This is a genomic window from Planctomycetia bacterium, assembly GCA_016795155.1.
Classification (GTDB): domain Bacteria; phylum Planctomycetota; class Planctomycetia; order Gemmatales; family HRBIN36; genus JAEUIE01.
Map to the genome: position 1 here is coordinate 200,704 of JAEUIE010000029.1, position 21,726 is coordinate 222,429.

Below are 21,726 nucleotides of genomic sequence, written 5' to 3' on the forward strand. Positions count from 1 at the left end.
TCACTCATCAAGAAATAATGTACCAGATTATTTACATCGCTTGCATCAAGACTTGGTTTCATCTATCATCAGAAATTGATGATAATCTGTTTTACCCATTTTGGGAGTACTCTCTATGTTGAAACGCACCCGTCAAGGGTTCACACTGATAGAATTGCTGGTGGTTATTGCCATTATCGCACTATTGATGGCTTTGTTACTGCCTGCCATTCAAAAAGTCCGTGAAGCTGCTAATCGAATGTTGTGTGGAAGTAATCTGCGTCAGATCGCCATCGCATCACATAATTACCATGGCGACTTTTCCAGACTGCCTCCAGGCTACCTCGGACCATACCCGGTGAATGAACAAGGTTTGCCAAACGTTTTCACTCCTCTGCCTAACAATTGTCAGCAAGTTGGCGTGTTGACTATTCTTCTTCCCTACATGGAAGCAGACAACATAGCGAAGCTGGTTGTCGATCCCGTTGCTCCTTTTGGCTTGATGCAATTGGGTCTCCGTACCGTTGGTTTGCCATGGCACCTGCCCGTACCCAGCAATCCCAACTTTGCTGTCGCGCAAACCAAGATCAAAATGTTCCTCTGTCCGAGCGATACCCAGGGCGACGCCCAGGTAGCGATCGGCGTTTCGTCTCACTACTACAACACCAACTCAGGCAACGGCTACAGTATTGCAGCCCAGGCATATCCTTTGACAGCCAGCCCGGCTATTCCGAATCTCGGACGTGCCAACTATGCTGGTGTCGCTGGTATGTCAGGTCGCGGTACCAACACTGCACATCCCTTTTTCAATCCTCCATTCCAGCCTGCACCACTGGTTGGCTACAGCATTTCAAGATTCGAAGGCATTATGACCAATCGCAGCGAGCACACGCTGGGTCAGCTTGCTGTGCAGGATGGCACCTCCAACACTCTGCTTTTTGGTGAATCGAATGTGGGCAATGAGCCACTGAATGCCCCCTTTGCTTCCCAGCCGGTCAATACTCGCCACTATGAAACCTGCTGGATGGGCGCCGGTTCTATCCCCACCATTGGTGGTCTAGTGCAGAACCGCATGACTCCCTGGTGGGGCTTTGGCAGCATGCATCCCACCTCGGTCATGTTTGCCTTTGCTGATGGTTCAACGCGTGGTGTTCGCAAGGGCACTTCAGCAGCCATCAACAATGCAGCACCTGCCGGGTTGGTGGTTCCACTGCCTGCCGATTGGTTGGTCTTCCAGCAATTGGGTGGTCGACGCGATGGCCTGCAGCTTGATACCTCTGGCTTGCTTGACTAGTTGTCATTTGAATTCAAGTAGCTATACAGGGTCGTATTTGTACAAAAGCTCGACCCTGTAGATACTACAGATACTTACACCATACCCCGATTGGAGTTTCGATGTTACGCTGTTTCATGATGTTAGCATTGCTCAGTGCCCTGGCAGGTTGTTCCTCCAAGGAGAAACTGGAAGTTCCCAAGGACACCAAGCCTGCCCCGACAACCCCACCCATTAACATGGGAGGCGGAGCAGGGCCTGCTAAATAGCACAAGCTGCGTCATTTCATATTTGGCGAGAGCAGTAGCTCTCGCCATTTTCATTCCACGCCAAATTGCCCTTGCATCACTTCAGATTCTCGCTATCGTCCCGCCTCGTCTGGGTGAAACCCTGCATAATCCAGGTTTTCACAGTACGGGGGAAATTGCGATGCACATTCATCGAATCATTCGACAGACCACGCTCTGTTGCCTTCTGTCAGCCATCGTGGTTGCAGGCCTGGTGGGGTGCAATCCGCTCGCCCTGATTCTCTTGCCCATGGATATGATGGGTGTCGGTGACAAAGCCAATATTCAATACACCTTCCCGAAGGATGCCAAGCGGGTTGCTATCGTCGTGCATTTGGGCAAGCATCATCAGATTGATGTCGGCCACTTTAATCGTGATGTCAACAGCTTGCTATCCATGAAGGTGGCAGGTTATCTCAGCAAGAAGCCTGATATTATTCTCGCTGGCAAAGTACATCAGTGGATGGACGAACATCCCGACTGGAAAACGCCTTACGATATCGGTCGAGGTCTGGGTGCCGACCATGTGGTATTCATCGAACTGCGTCGCATCAGCTTCTATGAAAAGGAAGGCTGGACCCAGTTTTACAAGGGAAATTGCGAAGCAGCAGTTACCATACATCGTGTCGGCACCGAGCAGGATGAAGCCATTCCTATCTGGGGGCCACAAACCTATTCCATGCGGTTTCCTTCCGGCGTGAAGCCCATGACCGATGCAGATTTGAGCCTGTCACAATTCCGAGAACTATTTGTACGTCATACTGCTGAACGGCTCTCGTGGATCTTTGTACCACATCCTTCCAGTGCCGAGTTTGGCGATGAAAAAGTAACGAATTGAAGCAGACTCCTTTCGGGGAGTTAGGGTGGTGGTGGGCCAGGCCCGTGATGCAAATCATGGGTCTGGTCCGTTTTCGGGATGGGTTTCTTTGTGGCTAATGAATGTCGACCATACGCACTTACGCACTTATGCAATTGGCAGCCCGTGGCACAAACCAGGGAAGATGTGCAACGGCTCTAATTCATTGCAGATTGCCTATTTCGTTGGGCATTCTCGAGCGCAATTGTTTTCCGAATCCGAAAATGAATGCCATTTGATGTTGGTAATGCACTTATCCCAAAAATCATAATTCCGGGAATATTCAGCCGTCGTTGGTATCCAATTAGCTGGTATACATGGAATGGCGTAAGCACTGGGAATCGACTCTTTCCCCTTTTCTTTCATCATTCATCATGTATGATAGAAATAACCCCCCATTAATTGGTCATTTTTGACCAAGCTGCTTGATTCCCACCTGCTAGATCACCTAATTTAAACTTAACCTGTTTTTCGCTCCATGAAGGAGTTTATCGATGTCTGTTATTCAACCAGGTACCTGGTTTGCTGATCCTGCACATTTCAAGAAACCCAGCAGGCGATCATTCCTGCATGTGGGCTTTCTCGGTTGCCTGGGTTTAACACTCGAACAGTATCTGCGACTGCAATCAACAGCACGAGCTGATGGCTATTACCAGCCTGTGAGCAAGGAAGGGAAAGCCAAGTCGGTTATCCAGATATTCATGCCTGGCGGCATGGCACATCAGGAATCGTTTGATCCCAAGCCCAACGCCCCTATTGAATATCGTGGCGAAATGGGTTCGGTGCCCACCAAGTTGCCCGGCGTGTTCATCAATTCCGCACTGTCGCGAACCGCCCAGATTGCTGACAAGATCACCATCATTCGTTCGATGACGCATGGCGAAGCTGCCCACGAACGGGGCACCCATAACATGTTCACCGGCTATCGTCCCAGCCCGGCACTGGAATACCCCAGCTTCGGTTCGGTTGTCAGCCATGAGTTTGGCGTCCGCAACAACCTGCCTCCGTATGTCTGCATTCCCAGCTTGCCGACGAACTACGCAGGCACCGGTTACCTCAGTGCAGCCTACGCTCCCTTCAGCCTGGGTAGCGATCCTGCTAACGGCAACTTCACCGTGCAGGATTTGAATCTGCCAGGTGGTGTCGATGAAAAACGGTTCGAGACCCGTCGTTCCGTGCTCGAAGCTGTCAATGCTCACTTCGCTGCCAAGGAAAAGTCAGACAACATTGCCGCGATGGATACCTTCTATCAGCGTGCTTACGGCTTGCTCTCTTCTCAGAAGGCTAAGGAAGCGTTCAATATCAATGCTGAACCTGCCAAGCTGCGGGATGAGTATGGCCGCAACACTGCAGGCCAGCGCATGTTGCTCGCCCGCCGACTGGTGGAAGCTGGCGTGCGGTTTGTCTCCATGACTTACGGCGGATGGGATTTGCACAACAACATCAAGGGTGGCACTGAAGGCCAGATGCCCGCGTTCGATCAGGCTTTTGCACGATTGATTACCGATCTCGATCAGCGTGGTCTGCTCGATTCCACCCTGGTCATGATTACCACCGAGTTTGGCCGCACACCGAAGATCAATGGCAACGCCGGTCGCGATCACTGGCCAAAAGTCTTCAGCATTGTGATGGCTGGCGGTGGCGTCAAGCGAGGCAGCGTCTTTGGCTCCTCCGATTCCACTGCAGCCGAGCCTCAGGATGATCCCCTTAGCATCGATGACTGGTCAACCACCATCTACTCGCTGCTAGGTGTTGATCCGAAGAAACAACTTCTCGCCCCTGGCAGTCGCCCCATCCGCGTCGTCGACGGCGGCGATGTGAAGAAGGAACTGCTGGCTTAAATCATCCGTAAGGGATGAAATATAGTGATCCGGTGGTGGAGCGAAGCGATACCACCGGTAGCTGTTCCGGGTTGGATTCACGAAGGTTTGATCATGCGACATCTGACACTGCTTCTCACCTTGTTCGTACCCACGTTGTCCTGGGCTGCTTCGCCCTTTCTTGGCGTGATCACGCCACGTGGCGGACAGCGTGGCACAGAAGTGGAATTTACTTTCCACGGAGCCCGACTGAAAGATGCACAGGAAATACTCTGGTATTCGCCCGGCTTCACCGCAGGCAAAATCGAGGTCGTCAATGACAACGTCGTGAAAGCGAAAATCAAAATCGCTCCCGATGCACGATTGGGACAACACAGCGTTCGTTTGCGTACCGCCACCGGCATCAGTGATTTGAAAACCATCTTCGTCGGTGCACTGCCTGAAATCGTGGAGAAGGAACCCAACAGCGAGTTCAAAACCCCACAGAAAATTCCGCTCAATGTCACCGTTAACGGAACCATTGAAAACGAAGATGTCGATTATTTCTCCGTTGATTGCAAGAAGGGACAAAGACTATCGGTCGAAATCGAAGCCATGCGATTGGCAAATCAAACTGTTTTCGATCCCGCCATTGCCATCCTCAACAGTAAACGTTTTGAAATTGCTGCCTCTGATGACAGTGCCTATGGTGCTCAGGATGGTGTATGCAGCGTGATGATTCCCGAAGATGGAACCTACACCATCATGGTGCGTGAAACCAGTTATGGCGGTAACGGCGAATGCCGCTATCGACTGCATGTAGGCAACTTTCCACGGCCCATCGCCTGCATTCCCGCGGGCGGTAAACTCGGCGAAGAGATTGAAGTCACTTTCATTGGCGATGCTGCCGGCCCCATCAAGCAGAAAGTGAAATTACCCACCAAGCCCGATCCTGAGTTCGGCCTGTTCGTGCAGGATGCCACCGGCATTACTCCATCACCACTGCCTTTCCGGTTAAGCACCCTCAGCAACGTTGTCGAAACCGGTCCCAGTGAATTCGGCAAAGCCAATGTGTTCGATCCCAATACCCAGGCCATCAATGGCATCATCAGTGCACCGGGCGAAAACGACTGGTACCGCTTCAAGGCGAAAAAAGGCCAGGTCTTCGATGTACACTGTTATGCACGACGCATACGTTCCGGCCTCGACCCGGTCATGCATATTCACAAAGGGGAAGGTGGCTACCTCCAGGGTGATGATGATGCCATCAAACCCGATTGCTACTTCCGCTTCACCGCACCCGAAGACAAGGAATATGTACTGCAACTGCACGACCATCTGCAGAAAGGTGGCCCGGCATTCAGCTACCGCGTCGAATTTACTCCCGTGGTGCCCAGCCTGAGCCTTTTCTTTCCTAAAGCCGATGGAAACAATCTTCCAAATCAGGATAGACAGGCCGTCGCGGTTCCTCAGGGCAACCGCATGGCAGTGCTGACCTATGCCAGCCGGGCCAATTTTGGTGGCCCGCTTCAGGTCTACGCCACTAACCTGCCCAAGGGTATGACGCTGGAAAGCGATGTGATGGCAGACAATGTCGATGCTGTACCCGTCGTTCTCAGTGCTGCTGCTGATGCTCCGGTGGCGGGCGGGCTGATCGACCTGCGGGCCAAGCATGTCGATCCCAAGGTTGCCATTGATGGCGGCATGAACCTTGCCGCTGATCTGGTCTATGTGCAGAACGTCGGCAGCTACATCCGCTTGTTCACCAACAAGGCAGCCATAGCGGTTACCCAAGCCGTGCCCTTCACCGTTTCTCTGGTGGAACCCAAGGCTCCCCTGGTTCAGAACGGCGCCATGAATCTGAAAGTGAAGGTGGAACGCCATAAGGATTTCAAACAACCCGTCAATGTCTACATGCTCTGGAACCCACCTGGAATCGGATCAGCCAGTGGCATCACCATTCCAGGTGACAAGCCCGAAGGCGATTATCCGATCAATGCCGCCCCCAATGCCCAGGTACGCAAATGGAAAATTTGCGTGATTGCTTTCGCCGAGACTGGTTTCGGCCCGGCCTGGGTTTCCTCGCAGCTCATCACGCTCGATGTCGCTGCACCCTACATGGCGATGAGCATGGATCGCCCAGCCGTAGAGCAGGGCAAGGAAACGGAACTGCTGTGCAAGCTGACTATCAGCAAGCCTTTTGAAGGGGTAGGCAAAGTTCATGTGGTGGGACTGCCTCACAATGTCAAAGCGCCAGTGATGGATATCAACAAAGACACCAAGGAAGTGGTGGTAAAACTGACCACTCAGAAGGACAGCCCGCCCGGCCAGCATCAGGGCATCTTTGCCCAAGTCTATATTCCCGAAAAGGGAGAGCAGATGCTGCACCAGGTCGGTGGCACCGTGCTTCGCATTGATGCACCACCTCCGCCCAAGCCCAATCAGCCTGCTGCAGTAGCCGCCGCGCCCCCACCTGCTGCACCAGCCAAAACTGAAAAGAAGTTGTCACGTTTGGAGAAACTCAGACTCGAACAGGCCGAAAAAGAAAAAGCCGCCGCAGGAGGGAAGTAATAGCCATGTCAGCTGGGGCCATCAGTCTGGAAAGGATGGTGAACGCCGTGGAAAAAGTTCGGCAAAAGCTGCTGCGCGCAACTTCTCAGTTGAATGCTGACCAGATTCCCTATGCTGTCGTAGGCGGAAATGCTGTGATGGCATGGGTATCTACTGTTGATGCCGAGGCTGTCCGCTCAACGAAGGATGTTGATATTCTCCTGCGTCGTGACGATCTTCAGCACGCGATTGCTTCATTGGATAAGATCGGCTTCTATCACCGCTGTGTGGCAGGTGTGGATATGTTTCTTGAAGGGGAGAAAGACAGTCCAAGGTCAGCCATTCAAGTTGTCTTTGCCAATGAGAAAGTGAAAGCCCATGAAACCGTTCTCAACCCAGATGTAACTGAATCGAAGTTAACACCGGAAGGTTTTTACGTCCTGACACTGGAGAAGTTGGTGCAGATCAAACTCACAGCTTTTCGAGACAAGGATCGTACACACCTGCGAGATTTCATTGATTTGGGTATGATCGATGCCTCTTGGCTGAGCAAGTATCCGCCTGAGTTGGCAAAGAACTTGCAGCATTTGCTGGATAACCCTCAGAGCGTCATCTGATCGTAACTTGTTTGTACACGACGTGAGATTCATGATGAGAAGCGTTTTGACATACGGATGCCTGATTTTTCTGGCGACTTGCAGCAAGGCCGGCGAACCGGTCTCCGCACCGACGGCCCCCACGCTCACGCAGCTTGCCGTGTTCCCTGCTAACGTGCAGCTGAACACTGCTCGCGATCGTCAGTCATTCATCGTTCAGGCAACCTTCAGTGATGGCATTACCCGTGATGTCACCAGCGAAGTCAAACCAGCCCTGAAAGATGGCTCGCTCGTCAAGCTCGATAAGAACACCCTCTACCCGGCCAAAGATGGCAGCACTGAGTTCTCCATCACCTACGGTGGCAAATCAGTCGTCGTTCCGGTGAGCGTGAAAGACGCTGCTGCCGACCGGCCCATCAGCTTCAAGCTCGATGTGATGCCCGTCTTCATGAAAACCGGCTGCAACGTAGGCAGTTGTCACGGTGCGGCTCGTGGCAAGGATGGCTTTCGCCTGTCCCTCTTCGGCTTTGATGCCGATGGCGATCATCATCGCCTGACGCGCGAACTCAACGGCAGGCGTTTGAACCTGGCGGTGCCTCAGGAAAGCATGCTGCTCGAAAAAGCTACTGGAAAAGTTCCACACACCGGCGGCAAGAAAATGGAAGAGGGCAGCGAACTCTACAACGAAGTTGTACGTTGGCTCAATGCCGGCGCTCCTTCCGATCCTGCTACCGTGGCGGTGCCTACCAGCGTGGAACTATACCCCAAAACTGCCGTGCTCGATGGCAAAGGCGCTACCCAGAAACTGACAGTACGGGCCAAGTACTCCGATGGCACGGATCGCGACGTCACCCATCTGGCTTACTTCATGTCGAATAATGATCGCTCTGCCGCTGTCTCGCAGGAAGGCATTGTCACCGCAGGCGAACGGGGCGAAGCATTCGTCTCCGCCCGGTTTGAAACCTTCAACGTCGGGTCGCCCTTCATCGTGTTGCCCAAGGGCTTGCAGTTCACTTTCCCCAATGTGCCTGAAAACAACTACATCGACACGCTGGTCTTCAACAAACTGAAGAAACTTCGCATGTCGCCTTCAGGCCTCTGCGACGATCCAACTTTCCTGCGTCGCGTTTATCTCGATATCGTGGGTACCGTGCCTACTGCGGAAGAAACCCGCAAATTCCTGGATGATCAGGACCCCAAAAAACGTGAAAAGCTCGTCGATGAACTGCTCACCCGCAAGGAGTTCGTCGAAATGTGGGTGATGAAATGGGCCGAACTGCTCCAGATTCGTTCCAACATCAATGTCAGCTACAAATCGACGCTGCTCTATTTCAACTGGCTGCAGGATCGCATTTCCAACAACGTGCCTATGGATGAAATGGTGCGGGAACTCCTCTCCTCCAAGGGAGGCACCTTTGCCAACCCGGCTACTAACTTCTATCAGGTGGAAACCGATACGCTCAAGCTCACCGAAAACGTGGCCCAGGTCTTCATGGGCATGCGTATCCAGTGTGCCCAGTGCCATAATCATCCGTTCGACCGCTGGACGATGGACGACTACTACAGCTTCGCCTCCTTCTTTACGCAGGTAGGCCGCAAAGGTGGAGAAGACCCCCGCGAACTGATCATCTTCAATGCCGGTGGTGGTGAACTGAATCACCCCACTAAGGGCAGACCGTTGCCTCCCAAATTCCTCGGCGGCGAAACACCCAATGCGCCCGGCAAAGATCGCCGTGAAGTGCTCGCCGGCTGGCTCGCTTCCGACAAGAATCCCTACTTCGCCACCAACCTCGCGAACATTGTCTGGACGCATTTCTTTGGCAAAGGCATTGTCGAACCTGTCGATGATGTGCGTGTCAGCAATCCTGCCGCCAACGATGAACTTCTCCAGGAACTGGCCAAACGGTTTAGTGCTAATAAGTACGATTTCCGCAAGCTGATCCGCGATATCTGCACCTCGCGAACCTATCAGTTGGTAACCCAGCCGAATGAAACCAACGAACTGGATAGCCGTAATTTCGCCCGTGCCTCAGTTCGCCGGCTTCGTGCGGAAGTGCTGCTCGATGTGGTATCGCAAGTCACAGAAACCAAGAACAAGTTTCAAGGTCTGCCTCTAGGTGCCAGGGCCGTGCAGATTGCTGACGGCCAGGCCAGCACCTACTTCCTTACTACTTTCGGCAGAGCCACCCGCGAAACCGTTTGCTCCTGCGAAGTGAAAATGGAGCCGAATCTCTCCCAGGCCCTGCACCTGCTCAATGGCGATACGGTCACCAGCCGTGTAGTATCAGGTGGTGTCATTACCAGGGCACTCGCTGTTAAGAAAACACCTTCGGAAATCATAGAGGATCTCTATCTTCGGTGTCTAAACCGCAAGGCGACGCGTGAGGAGCTGAACGCCCTGTGTTCCATCGTCAACACCGCTGCTGACAAAACAAAAGCCCTCGAAGATGTCTTCTGGGGCATCCTCAACAGCCGGGAGTTTTTGTTTAATCACTAGCTTTCAGCTGTCAGCTATCAGCAATTGCTCCAAAGGAGCAGGACAACTTAGCCCAGGGCATAGCCCTGGGTACAGAATTCAGAATAACAGTCGGTTCGGAGTCTGTGTATGCGTCTGACAATCACCATCACGATGATGTTCACCCTGGCAGGGTTGGTCTTTGCGGATGACAAGAAGAAGATCACCTACCAGGATGATATTCTCCCCCTCTTGCGGGAGAAATGTGCCAGTTGCCATAACCCCGATAAGAAGCAGGGTGGCCTGAATGTCGTGAACTACACCGCACTCATGGAAGGTAGTTCGCGTGGCAAAATCGTTGAGCCAGGCGATCCTGACCAGAGTTCGCTCTACCTCCTGATGGCACATCAGGAACAGCCCTTCATGCCGCCGAAGTCGCCCAAGCTCCCCGATAAAGACTTGGTGCTGGTTTCCAACTGGATCAAGGGTGGAGCGCTCGAAAGCTCAGGCAGCACAGCGAACATCAAAAAGCCCAAAGTCGATATGAGTCTGAAGACGGCGGCTCGTGGCAAGCCCGAAGGCCCGCCTCCCATGCCCGGCGAGACGCTGATGCTCGATCCCGCCATCAAAACCCCACGAGGTAATGCCATCACTGCACTGGCCACCAGCCCCTGGGCTCCGGTGGCAGCTGTCGCCAGCGCCAAGTCCATCGTCCTTTACCATACCGATTCGCAGGATGTCATCGGTATCCTGCCGTTCCCCGAAGGCCAGGTAAATGTCCTCAAGTTCAGTCGCAATGGCAGCATGCTCCTTGCTGCAGGCGGACGAGGAGGGCAGTTAGGCAAAGCCATCGTATTCGATGTCAAGACAGGCAACCGTGTCATCGAAGTGGGCGAAGAAACGGATGCCATTCTCGCTGCCGATATCAGCCCCGATCAATCGCAGATTGCTCTCGGCAACTCCTCCAAGATGGTACGCATCTATTCCACCAGGGAAGGAACCGTTCTTTACACCCTGAAGAAGCACACCGATTGGGTGACTGCACTCGAATACAGCCCCGATGGCGTGTTGCTTGCCACGGGTGATCGCAACGGCGGGCTGGCAGTATGGGAAGCTGGATCCGGCCAAGAGTTCATCCAGATTCGTGGTCCACAACTGGCTGTCAGCGAAGTCAGTTGGCGGCCTGATGGCAACATGCTCGCCGTCAGCAGTGAAGATACCCAGATTCGTCTCTTTGAAATGGAAAATGGCAACCAGGTGAAAGCCTGGGGCGCACACGGTGGCGGCGCACTCAGCGTTCGCTACCATCACGATGGACGCATCGTTAGCACCGGCCGCGATCGTGTCACCAAAATATGGGATGGCAACGGTGCTTTGCAGAAGCAGACCCCGGCGACACCCGATGTCGCTCTCAAAACTGCATGGGCACATGATGGCAGCAAAGTCCTGACCGGCGACTGGATTGGCCAGGTACATGCCTACACCGTAGCTGATGGCAAGGAAATAGGATTTGTCGTCAGCAACCCGCCTGGACTGGGACAACGATTAGCAGAAGCTGTCAAAAAGCTGGATGCGGTGAAAGTGAAACAGACTCAGACTGCTGCTCAACTGGCTGCTGCCACGGCAAACATGCAGAAAGCGACCGCGGAATTCACCACGCTTCAGAAGCAGGCAGCCGATACTGCAGCTGCAGTCAAGCAGTGGCAGGATACGGTCAACCAGGCTGCCACCGATCCGACCCTCTCCGCAGCCAAGTCTGCCCAGGATGCTGTCCCGAACAAGGAGCAGGCAGTGGCCAAACTGAACGAAGCCGCTGTGAAAGCCAAAGAAGCTGCTGATAAGATTGGCAACAGTGCCGAACTCTCGGCATTCGCCCTGCAGAGCCAGGCACTGGCCAGCAAGCACGCTACGGAACTTATCGCAGCGAAGCAGTATGCCCAGCAGATGCTCGCCGCCGCCAAGCCCGCACAGGATCGCCTGGCTGCAGCTCATGCGGAACTGGGCAAGGCCCAAGTCGCCAATAACACGGTAGCCCAGCAACTGCCCGCCAAGCAGGCTGCCTTAAAAGCAGCACAAGATCAAATGCCTCCCGTGCAGGCTGCAGCCCAGGCTGCCACTGCTGAACTGCAACAGGTGCAAGCTTCAGTCGCCCGCATGCAGAAAGCCAGCGAAGCCCAGAAAGCAGCAGGCGCCAAAACTACTGCCAGCCGATAATGTAGACGCGGCATCCTGCCGCGTCATCAACCGTGAGAGTCCATGTTACAGCCCAGAAACTCTGGCTTAACAAGTCTAACCGCCAGCGATTGCAGAAGCGGCAAGATGCCGCTTCTACTTTGAGAGTGCTGTCATCCAGATACACCACCTGCCCCATTCGGTATTTTTCCGTCGTTAGACGTGAATTATTTTTCCTGCACAGCAGCTTTACGAGATGCGATCACCCATACACCTGCGCTCATGAGCCCGCCGCCCAGGATTCCGAATCCAATCATCCACGGCATATATCCGCCAGGCAGCCCAGCCATTTCCACGCGGTCGAGCCATTGTACTTCTTCGTGGATCAGTACTCCCATGAGTTGGTAGCGATATCCCAGACACCATTCAAGAAGGCAGTATGTCTGCCCCGTTCGTCGAACACGATTCTTTTGCCTGTTCCACGTTTATTCCAATGCTGGTAAGCCGACTGATGGAACAACATCATTCCAGTCAGGCTAACTACGAGAAAGGCAAAGAATATTATCCCTGGCCGTTCGTCGCTGCCTCGCACATTAGTTTTCTGACTTGGCAATTCCTTGGTTCGGGCTGTTCGCTCATTAATCTGGCCTGATCTCAGGCAAACATCAATCGCCCCTTGGGTTCAGGTATGGGCCGTCCAAGTTCTTTGGCTGTTGCAATCCATTCTTCAATGATTACTTCAACATTCTTCAATGCCTCGTGGTAGGTTTTTCCGTCAGACATACAACCCGGTAATTCTGGCACCTCAGCAATAAATGCTTGATCTTCTTTGCTCCAGTAGAGAATGATCTCGTACTGAATTTTTCTGCTTGCGCGTGGTTTCCCATTCTTATTCTTCATGATCGTTCTCTTGAACTAAACGATAGGTTGTAATGAGTTCTCTCACTTGCTTCACCTGATATGCTTTTGCTTTGCCCTTCTTTGGTTGAAGATTGATGATTTCAGGGATGCCTTCTATCGTGAATATGTGATGATCACCTCGCACACGAACTTCAAAACCAAGGTACTCCAGCATTTTACACAATTCTATGAATCGAATATTGTTATCAGCATTGCCACGGAGAACTGTCATTAATGTCTTGAGTACTTTCTTCACAGGCAATCTCGATCATACTTTATGAGCAATCCTATTCTTACAACATAACACGAAAATACAATCCCTCCTTGCTTCCCTGCCACTCTCCGGCGATACTAACCCTCTGCCCGTCTCTCTCACCGGAGTTGTGATCGATGTACCGTTTCCTTGCCGTTGGACTCTTGCTCTCGTGTGCCGGGTACCTGATCGCTCAGCCCCCCCAACCCGGTCCCATTAGTTGGAAGAAAACCGTCATCGACACCGCCTTTCGCTCCGAAGGCGTAACCTTCTTCGATGTCAACAAGGACGGCAAGAAAGATATCCTCGTCGGCGAATTCTGGTACGAAGCTCCCGATTGGAAACGGCATGAATTGCAGACGCCAGGCAACTATGGCGACGGTCAGCGCAGCTACAGCAAGGTCTTCTGTTGTTGGGGTGAAGACCTCAATGGCGATGGATATACTGATCTCATCGTGGTTGATTTCCCTGGCGCCCCCTGCTACTGGCTCGAAAACCCCAAAGGGCAGTCAGGCCATTGGAAAAAGCATCCCATCTGGCACAGCGCCTGCAATGAAACACCTCAATATGTCGATCTGTTCGGCACCGGCAAGCGTGTACTCATCATGGGATTTCAACCCAGGGAAAAGCCTGGCGTCGATAACGAAGGGCGGATGGCCTACTTCACTCCCAATGGTGATCCGTATAAGGAATGGGACATGCACCCCATCTCCAGTGAAAGCGTTGCTCCCAAAATGAAGGATGGCAAGCCGGTGCCCGGCACCGGGCACATGATTCCCGGGACCCAGCGTTTCTCACATGGCCTGGGTGTTGGCGATATCAATGGCGATGGTCGGCTCGATGTCATCTGCACTGGTGGATGGTGGGAACAGCCTGAGAAGGCCGATGGCACTACCCCATGGAAGTTTCGTGCTGCCAACTTGGGCCCTGCCTGTGCCGACATGTTTGCCATCGACATCGACAATGACACGAAGGCGGACATTGTTTCCACTTCCGCTCATCAGTTCGGCATCTGGTGGCACAAACAGCGGGGCGATGGAGCATTCGAACGCCGCGACTTGTTCCCCCAGTACACTTCGGAAACTCACGCTGCCCATTTTGTGGATATCGATGGTGATGGTCTGAAAGATCTGGTTACCGGCAAACGCTGGTGGTCGCATGGCCGCAGCGAACCAGGCTCAGACTGGCCCGCCATGCTCTACTGGTTCAAGGCGAAAAAAAGCAAGGATGGCATGATCGACTTCACGCCTTATATCATCGATACCGATTCCGGCGTAGGCACCCAGTTTGCGGTAGGCGATGTCAATGGCGATGGCTTGCTCGATATCGTCATCTCCAACAAGAAGGGTGTCTCCCTCCACGAACAAGTTCGTAAAAAATAAACCCTATTTAGCCCCCGGCTCTTCAAGCCGGGGGCGGGTTCACGCGATAACTCCACATCAACTACGAAATTCCACCATGATCGATCAGCAACTCCTCGACATCCTTGTCTGCCCGCTAGGCAAAGCCCCTCTCAAAGTGGAAGATAATCACCTGATCTGCACTCGCTGCGGTGCAGTCTTTTCTTTCACCAGGGAAGGCTATCCTAATCTGGTCATCGAAGATGCACAGCTTCCCGAAGGAATCAAACGAATTGAAGACTTAGCTTGTGCACAGGTTGAGAAAGAAGAACCCTGATCTCGGACAGGAATTATGCTGCGAATGTAATTTATTGGTTGACATAGCATTACACCTTACGTAACTTAACTTTCATACATCTTGATTGGCATCGAGAGGATTTGCATGATGCGAATACTATTCGCTTTGTTTACAGTGATATGCATTCACTCAACTGTCTGGGCTCAACCGGTCAGTGTATTTATTATAGATACCTTCAATAACACGATCAATTCACCCAGTGATGCGGTAAATGACAGTACTATCAATGGTACTGCTGCCTGGTTGGGGTTTGGCCCATTAACAGGAGTTTTGGGCAGTAACCGTGTGATGGGCAACTACCTTACTGAAGTTGATCCTGGCAGTTCGCCACCATACCTCAATAATGCTACCCGAGTGGGTTCTGGCGTGTTCAGCATCGATAATCCCTTCGACACCCGTTCTGGAGGGCAGATTATCTGGCAAGGTAATACCACCACACCGGGCACTAACCCAATTACATCACACCCTGCCAGCTTCGGATTGGGGAATCTGGATTTCAACACCATCCTGACCGACCCAAACTTTTACTTCCAATGGTCAGTTATCAATGCTGATAATCGCGATTGGACCTACACCGTTCGTGCCTATACCAATAACGCCAGCAATTACTTCGAGGGCTCAGTAACTTCTAATCAGTCAGGCGTATTACTCGATATTGCCCGCATCAATTTCCTGGTGGGTGCTGGTGCACCCAATTGGGCTGATATCGACGCTATCAGCTTCTCCGCCAGCTACTCAGGTGGATTACTCGGAGGCGATCTGGCTATCAACTTCCTGCAGTTGGCTGTTCCCGAAATGAGCACTTATATGATGATTGGCCTCATGCTTCTCCTCGGAGGAGCGGTCTACACTTACCGTAAGAGCAGCAAAGAACAGAAGAAAACTGAGATAGCTTCCGAAACAGTTGCATCAAACGATGCAACACCTGTTGTGCCAACTTTAACTGTATGAAAAAGACTTTGCTGACATTTCCAACTCACGGCTTCTGCTGAGTCGTGAGTTTTTTTATTGAGGCGTACTGACGCTCGCATCCTGAATCGTAAACAGAAACTCGTTCGGATCGCTTGCATTTAACTTGAGTGATCCAGTCACAGTAATGACATTCCTGGTAAACCGGGCCGTGCTGCCTGGCTTCATGCTGACAAAGACGATGCCAGTGAGATCAGGTGCAGTGCAGTACCAGCAGCCTATCGGGTTTTCCACCAATACGAAACTGGTGCAATCGAGGTCATCGGTCAGTGGATGCAGAAAGCCGGTAAGCGTAACAGGTTTGTTTTCCAGCTTTTTGAGATATGGATGAAACGTCAGCTTGAACTCCCGTGCATCGCGGGCGGTCTCCGCCAGCACCGGCCAGGCTAACAGCCCTGCATCGCCTGCCTGGCTGGCCAGTTTGTTGATATCAAACGGTTCCTGAATCAGTGGCCTGCGCGATTTGAATTCCAGCTTCATGCCCGCAGCATGGTTTATATGCTTTTCCTGCCTTTCAATGGGAACAATACCACCACGATTTTCGCTGGCTGCAAGGTATGTCGCTCGTGATTGTCTCAGAGCAGCATTTGATAAGGCATATTCCCCCACGCAGAGTTCGAGCAGTTGAGCAGCCGTGGCAGCATCGCCATACACTCCAGCCAGTTCTCCCAATTGCCAAAGTAGCCGAGCATCGTGAGGCAGGGATAATGCCAGCCGTTGTGTCAGGGCAATGCTGTTGCCGGGCAGTTGCTGGCGTTCCTCGGCAGTAAACTGTCCCCGTCGTGATTGCCCATCGGCAGTCGTCAGTTTCAGTGGAAAGAGTTCATCCAGCCCGTTGTTCCTCCGCATGCGTGACTGCACCAGCTTCAAATGCAGAGCTTCCACTGGCTTGTTCTCAGGTGAGGCTAGTGCGACAGCAACCTGCAAGTGTTCTGCTGCTTGAGTTAAGTCACCTGCCAGTTGCCAGGCACTTCCCAGGTTGGCATGCACAGCAAAATGTTTCGGGAACTTCCGGGCTGCAGGCCCCAGTGAACTGATGGCCTGGTCAATCTGTCCCAGACGAAGATACAGTGCACCAAGGTCAGAAGCTTCATCGGCTGATAGATTGGCTCGTCGCGATTCCAACCCTTTGACTGCAGACTGGTACTCCTGTCTTTTCAGTGATGGCGGAGTCTGCGGCGAAGGTGGCTGGGCAATCATCCTGAGCATGCGATGGTCCGCCAGGAATCCATTCCATGTGGCGGGCAGGGGAGCATATCGCTCACCTGAATAATGTATCGTGGCATGGGCTGTCAAGTTGCCGAACGATAGTCCTAGCACAAGGGCTGCCAAGCCACGCAATCGCTTGATCACCATGGTTCCTCAATAAACTACTTCATCAACACGCCATCCAGATTCAGCAGCACGTTAGCCACCACCGTCCAGGCGGCAAGTTCTGCCATCTGTTCCGTTGATACCGAACCAGCAGGTGGCCCCAGTGGCTCCGTTGCCAGTTTCACTGCTGCATCTTTCTGTTGCAGGTAACGAGCACGTTCCCTCTCAAACAGATTTCGTAGTGGAGCCAGTTGTGCTTCATCTGCAGGTCGGGCTAGCGTCAGCTTCAACGCAAACTTCAATCGATCGTCCAGGCTGCTACCCCCTTCCTTGACAATGCGACGAGCCAGCCCCTGGGCGGCTTCCACATACACCGGATCATTCAGCGTCACAAAGGCCTGTACCGGGGTGTTGCTGCGAACCCGTTTGACCTGACATAATTCACGGCTGGGTGCATCGAAAGCTGCCATCGAAGGGTAAGGGATCGTTCGCCGCCAGAAGGTGTACAACCCTCGCCGGTATCGATCCTGCCCCCGGCTCGTCGTCCAGGTGCGTTCACCATTGAATGCTGCCTGCCACAATCCATCAGGCTGCCTGGGGAAAACCGAAGGGCCACCAATCTTCGGATAAAGCAAACCGCTCAGAGCCAGCGCCTGGTCACGCACCATTTCCGCCTCCAGGCGATAACGCGGCCCACGACTGATCAGCCGGTTTCGCGGGTCTTTCTGCAATAACTCTGGAGTCACCTTGCTCGACTGCTGATAACTCGCCGACATCACGATGGATTTGATCAATGCCTTGGTATTCCACTTCAGCTCATGTTGAAAATGAGTAGCAAGGTAATCGAGCAAGGCAGGGTGGCTGGGCAACTCTCCCTGCGTGCCAAAATCTTCTTCGCTTTCGACCAGGCCGGTGCCAAAGAGCTGTGCCCAGATGCGGTTGACTGCTACGCGAGCCGTAAGTGGGTTATCGGAATGCACCAGCCAGCGAGCCAGATCGAGCCGATTGACAGGCTTGGCCGATGAAACTTCCGCCTTGAACAGTGCAGGCAAACCTGGTTGCACCGCATCGCCGGGAGCCAGGAAGTTGCCTTTGTGCATGATGTGCGTTGCCCGTCTCATTTTCTCAGGCAACTCCTCCATCACTGGCAACTGCGAGATAGTAGGCTTCGATTTTTCCAATCGGGCGATTTCATCCCGCCAGGGTTTCAGCGACGGCGCGATGCTGCGATAATAACTGCTCAGAGAATGCATGTCGATTTCGTTGCGTTCGCCGGTCTTGTCAATCAGGGCTAGAATCTTGGCAGGTACGATGGCCCGTTGTCCCAGTCGCGGATCATTCGTCGTGCTCAGTCGGAAACTGCCCAGCACCATATCAGGATGATGAAACCGGTGTTCCAGTTGGATGACGAGTTCATCATCCGCTTCCAGCTTGACAGGTTCCTTGAAAATCAATTGTGCCTGGTGTGGCTCAGCGATCCGAGGACCCACCGCCCAACCCTTGCGGGTGAGATCCTTGTTCCGAATCAGGTTTTCCACATCAAATTCAGGCTGGCTGTAATCAGCAACTGCTTGCGCAAAGTCGAGCCGTTTTCCTGTCGTTTCAATCTCTGCCACCGGCAACGGCACTTCAGGCAACTTCTGTTCCCAGATAACCTGATGGTTCATATCCAGCAGTTGTACCATCACCCCCTGCAGGCGATTCTCGACACCCAGCGTCCGGTTCCAGATGACAATGCGATCTATGGATGATTCTGCAGGTAACTTCACTTCCCACCACGGATCGCTTTCCTGCCGGGTGTGAGTCACTGAATTGCTCTTGAAGAAGTCACCATCGGTGTTGCCATCTACCGCTCGTGCTGCATTGCCGAGAAAATCCGTGGAGGATTGCGAGACATCGCTTCCCAAGGCAATATTTTGTTTGCCGGAATACACCTGCACTTCCGCCAGCGACAGGATACGATCGCCGCCAGGCAACTGAATTCGGACAAACCTCGCTACCGGCGGCTTGGCATCTTTCTTGCGAATGTTGGCTGTCACCCGGCTCAGGACGAAATCGCCATCCTTGTTCAGGCCAGCGCCTTTACCTACGCGAATTTTGCCTGGCACGGTTTCCAGTCGCAGTCCAGTCACCACACCAGGCGTACGATTGCCTGTAACGGTGATCGTCGCATTGGTCATGTTCTTGAAATAGGGTTGTACCTGAATGGTTGCATCCGCATGCTCCTTGACTTGAGCAAACTTATCGATGGTGGCCATGGAAGGTTTGAACGGAACCCATGTCGTGTTGCCTCGCAGGCGATGTTCCCAGACCGCTTGCTGATAAACCAGATTAAGCGAAGGCAACTCCATCCATTGCTGAATGCCTGCGATGCGTTTATCCAACTGCATCGTTCGCTGCTTCTGTTCCTCGGTCGGAGCCGGCATCGTCGGCACTTCGTTAGGCTGATCGTTATCCGCTGTCTGGTTGAAGATGGCATACGCCTGGTAATACTCAGCATGCGAAATGGGATCATACTTGTGGCTATGGCAACTGGCACAGCCCATTGTAAGTCCCATCCACACCTGCATCGTCGTATTGATGCGATCCTTCACCGCTGCCACGCGGAACTCTTCATCATCGGTGCCACCTTCGGTATTGGTCATGGTGTTGCGATGAAACGCCGTCGCCATCCGCTGTTCCATAGTCGCACCAGGCAACAGGTCACCAGCGAGTTGCTCCATGGTGAATTGATCATAAGGCATGTTCTTGTTGAACGCATCAATGACCCAGTCACGGTAACGCCACATATTGGGGCGGAGAGGATCAGAGCCATATCCTGCTGAGTCAGCATAACGGGCCAGATCTAGCCAGACCCGTGCCCAGCGTTCGCCATAAGCCGGGTCAGCCAGGAATGCATCAACCAATTGTTCATATGCCTGTGGCGAAGTGTTCTTTTCCCACGCGTTAATTTCTTCCATGCTCGGCGGCAACCCGCGCAGATCGAGACTGAGCCTTCGCAGTAGCGCATAGCGATCTGCCTGCAGAGAGGGAGACAACCCCGCTTGCTCTAGGCCTGCAAGTATGAAATGATCGAGCGGTTGTCTGGGCCAGGCTGTTTGTTTGACAACTGGCAGCGAAGCAGCAGCAGGCTTGACAAACGCCCAATGCTGCTGATAGTTCGCCCCCTCCTTGACCCATTGCTTGAGCAACTGAATTTGAGATGGAGTGAGATGATTACCGGTCTCTTCGGGTGGCATCCGTTCGCTTGCATCCTCAGTGGTAATGCGGGCAATTAGCGTACTTTCATCCACTTTCCCCGGCACAATGGCTGCTGGCCGTTTCTTGCCAGGCGTAATGGCAGAATCACGCTGATCCAGCCTGAGCCCGGCACTTCGCTTTCCTTCATCGCTGCCATGACAACTGAAACAGTTCTTCGCCAGGATCGGCCTGATGTCGCGGTTGTATTCAACCTTGCTTGAGGCAGGTGTATCACCATGCCAACCCTGCATCGCTGCCACCACGCAGAACATCATCAACAGGCTGCAAAGTAAACGAAGTGGAACCATGCGACACATCACCCAGGCAGGAAGGCTTCTTGAGGGAATTATACTCTACCGCGATCCATTGGCTGTGTCAGGAGGGAAAAAGTGGACTTCTCATATGCTGCACTCTGCGGTTAATCCTTCGGTTCTGATTTACGCCTTAACAACATTCCCAGTGCCTCCTCAATCTTCACCCGTACCTTCCAGCCTGTCAGCGTTTGCAGTTTGCTCACATCCACTTTCAGCCGCTTGGCTTCTCTTCGCAAGGGATCAGGCGTGCTTTCCACCTTTACCTGCATGCCGGAGAGTGCGATCAATCGATCAAGATACCATCGCATCGGCTGACTCGTTCCTGATGCTACGTTGTAGGCTTCGCCGGGCTGGCCATGCTCCATCAGCAGCATCATGCCTTCCACCATGTCGGCAACATCCAGAAAATCCCGTTCAGCATCAAGGCTGCCGGTTTTTAATACAGGCAAAGGGCCACTGACGGTGTGTTGCTTCAACTCTCGTAATTGCCTGGCAAACCGGCTGAGTGCCGTCGAATCATCCTGATCGGCTGCCAAATAATTGAAGAGCCGGGCTCGAACAGTTGGTAAACCAAAACTGGCATAGTAGTGAAATACCACCAAGTCTGCTGCAGCTTTGCTCGCTGCATAACTATTCAAAGGCTGCAGTGGTGTCGTTTCCGTAATCAGCTTGCCTGCCGTTTCGCCATAGATGGCGCCTGTGCTGGCAAACAACACGCGAGGCTTTTCCGAAAGTGTCAGACAGGTATCGAGTAGATTAAGCGTGCCTGTGAGATTATCCTCCCAGGCATCACGATGGCTGCTATTGCTCCCCCGACCTGCATGAATGTTGCCCGCCAGGTGATAGATTTGCTGAGGCTGAAACTGTTGTACAACACGCTGCGTTTGCTCAGGATCGCGCAGATTGAGAATGCTTCGCGATGCTGCCCGTAACTCGCACGTAGACCGCTGCTGTAAAGCCTGGCATAAATGCCTACCCAGGCAGCCCCTAGCACCAGTTACCAGAATTCGTACAGGCTGCACAGCCTTCCTCACTATATTGGGTATGTCGTTCCTGAAGGCAGCACTGTAC

At 53.0% G+C, this 21,726-nt stretch carries 18 protein-coding genes; 12 read left to right on the forward strand and 6 right to left on the reverse strand.

Going from position 1 to position 21,726, the window contains the following annotated elements; all coding sequences use genetic code 11:
• Window positions 1–115: 115 nt before the first annotated feature.
• The 8 genes from JNJ77_11905 (at window position 116) to JNJ77_11940 (ending at window position 12,009) form a co-directional block, all read left to right on the forward strand.
• The gene (locus JNJ77_11905; GenBank protein ID MBL8823285.1) at window positions 116–1,273 is read left to right on the forward strand and encodes a DUF1559 domain-containing protein; all 1,158 of its coding nucleotides are present in this window, start codon (window positions 116–118) and stop codon (window positions 1,271–1,273) included.
• A 101-nt stretch (window positions 1,274–1,374) separates the two neighbouring features.
• A complete protein-coding gene (locus tag JNJ77_11910) occupies window positions 1,375–1,521 on the forward strand; it encodes a hypothetical protein (GenBank protein ID MBL8823286.1) in 147 nt (48 codons plus the stop codon).
• A 160-nt stretch (window positions 1,522–1,681) separates the two neighbouring features.
• Entirely contained in the window at window positions 1,682–2,377 is a 696-nt protein-coding gene (locus tag JNJ77_11915; GenBank protein MBL8823287.1) for a hypothetical protein, read from the forward strand.
• Window positions 2,378–2,889: 512 nt separating this feature from the next.
• Window positions 2,890–4,236, forward strand: a complete 1,347-nt coding sequence (locus JNJ77_11920; GenBank protein ID MBL8823288.1) for a DUF1501 domain-containing protein — start codon at window positions 2,890–2,892, stop codon at window positions 4,234–4,236.
• A gap of 24 nt (window positions 4,237–4,260) precedes the next feature.
• Window positions 4,261–6,765 carry a PPC domain-containing protein gene (locus JNJ77_11925; protein ID MBL8823289.1) on the forward strand — a complete coding sequence of 835 codons (2,505 nt, stop codon included), beginning with the start codon at window positions 4,261–4,263 and terminating at the stop codon, window positions 6,763–6,765.
• Window positions 6,766–6,770: 5 nt separating this feature from the next.
• Window positions 6,771–7,361: a hypothetical protein gene (locus JNJ77_11930; GenBank protein MBL8823290.1), complete on the forward strand. Its 591-nt coding sequence runs from the start codon at window positions 6,771–6,773 to the stop codon at window positions 7,359–7,361.
• A 31-nt stretch (window positions 7,362–7,392) separates the two neighbouring features.
• Window positions 7,393–9,837, forward strand: a complete 2,445-nt coding sequence (locus JNJ77_11935) for a DUF1549 domain-containing protein (GenBank protein MBL8823291.1) — start codon at window positions 7,393–7,395, stop codon at window positions 9,835–9,837.
• A gap of 108 nt (window positions 9,838–9,945) precedes the next feature.
• The gene (locus tag JNJ77_11940) at window positions 9,946–12,009 is read left to right on the forward strand and encodes a hypothetical protein (GenBank protein ID MBL8823292.1); all 2,064 of its coding nucleotides are present in this window, start codon (window positions 9,946–9,948) and stop codon (window positions 12,007–12,009) included.
• Window positions 12,010–12,194: 185 nt separating this feature from the next.
• On the opposite strand, the gene JNJ77_11945 is transcribed toward JNJ77_11940, so the two are convergent.
• Entirely contained in the window at window positions 12,195–12,365 is a 171-nt protein-coding gene (locus JNJ77_11945) for a hypothetical protein (protein ID MBL8823293.1), read from the reverse strand.
• A gap of 41 nt (window positions 12,366–12,406) precedes the next feature.
• Here JNJ77_11945 and JNJ77_11950 point away from each other — a divergent pair, with 41 nt between their 5' ends.
• Window positions 12,407–12,619: a hypothetical protein gene (locus JNJ77_11950; GenBank protein ID MBL8823294.1), complete on the forward strand. Its 213-nt coding sequence runs from the start codon at window positions 12,407–12,409 to the stop codon at window positions 12,617–12,619.
• A 2-nt stretch (window positions 12,620–12,621) separates the two neighbouring features.
• On the opposite strand, the gene JNJ77_11955 is transcribed toward JNJ77_11950, so the two are convergent.
• Together JNJ77_11955 and JNJ77_11960 are read right to left on the reverse strand one after the other, a co-directional pair.
• Window positions 12,622–12,867 (reverse strand): type II toxin-antitoxin system HicB family antitoxin, encoded by a 246-nt coding sequence (locus JNJ77_11955; GenBank protein ID MBL8823295.1) that lies wholly within the window; start codon window positions 12,865–12,867, stop codon window positions 12,622–12,624.
• Entirely contained in the window at window positions 12,857–13,123 is a 267-nt protein-coding gene (locus tag JNJ77_11960; protein MBL8823296.1) for a type II toxin-antitoxin system HicA family toxin, read from the reverse strand. The genes JNJ77_11955 and JNJ77_11960 overlap by 11 nt, the downstream gene beginning before the upstream one ends.
• Window positions 13,124–13,257: 134 nt before the next feature.
• Here JNJ77_11960 and JNJ77_11965 point away from each other — a divergent pair, with 134 nt between their 5' ends.
• From JNJ77_11965 to JNJ77_11975, 3 genes are all read left to right on the forward strand, one after another.
• A complete protein-coding gene (locus tag JNJ77_11965) occupies window positions 13,258–14,502 on the forward strand; it encodes a VCBS repeat-containing protein (GenBank protein MBL8823297.1) in 1,245 nt (414 codons plus the stop codon).
• A 76-nt stretch (window positions 14,503–14,578) separates the two neighbouring features.
• Complete coding sequence (locus JNJ77_11970) at window positions 14,579–14,797, forward strand: hypothetical protein (protein ID MBL8823298.1); 219 nt, start codon at window positions 14,579–14,581, stop codon at window positions 14,795–14,797.
• A 105-nt stretch (window positions 14,798–14,902) separates the two neighbouring features.
• Window positions 14,903–15,769, forward strand: coding sequence for a hypothetical protein (locus tag JNJ77_11975; GenBank protein ID MBL8823299.1), 867 nt, complete (start codon window positions 14,903–14,905; stop codon window positions 15,767–15,769).
• A gap of 54 nt (window positions 15,770–15,823) precedes the next feature.
• On the opposite strand, the gene JNJ77_11980 is transcribed toward JNJ77_11975, so the two are convergent.
• The 3 genes from JNJ77_11980 to JNJ77_11990 all read right to left on the reverse strand — a co-directional run bounded on the left by JNJ77_11980 (window position 15,824) and on the right by JNJ77_11990 (window position 21,677).
• Complete coding sequence (locus tag JNJ77_11980) at window positions 15,824–17,143, reverse strand: DUF3299 domain-containing protein (GenBank protein ID MBL8823300.1); 1,320 nt, start codon at window positions 17,141–17,143, stop codon at window positions 15,824–15,826.
• Window positions 17,144–17,157: 14 nt separating this feature from the next.
• Window positions 17,158–20,658 carry a DUF1553 domain-containing protein gene (locus tag JNJ77_11985; GenBank protein ID MBL8823301.1) on the reverse strand — a complete coding sequence of 1,167 codons (3,501 nt, stop codon included), beginning with the start codon at window positions 20,656–20,658 and terminating at the stop codon, window positions 17,158–17,160.
• A 101-nt stretch (window positions 20,659–20,759) separates the two neighbouring features.
• Window positions 20,760–21,677: an NAD-dependent epimerase/dehydratase family protein gene (locus JNJ77_11990; protein ID MBL8823302.1), complete on the reverse strand. Its 918-nt coding sequence runs from the start codon at window positions 21,675–21,677 to the stop codon at window positions 20,760–20,762.
• Window positions 21,678–21,726 lie beyond the last annotated feature (49 nt).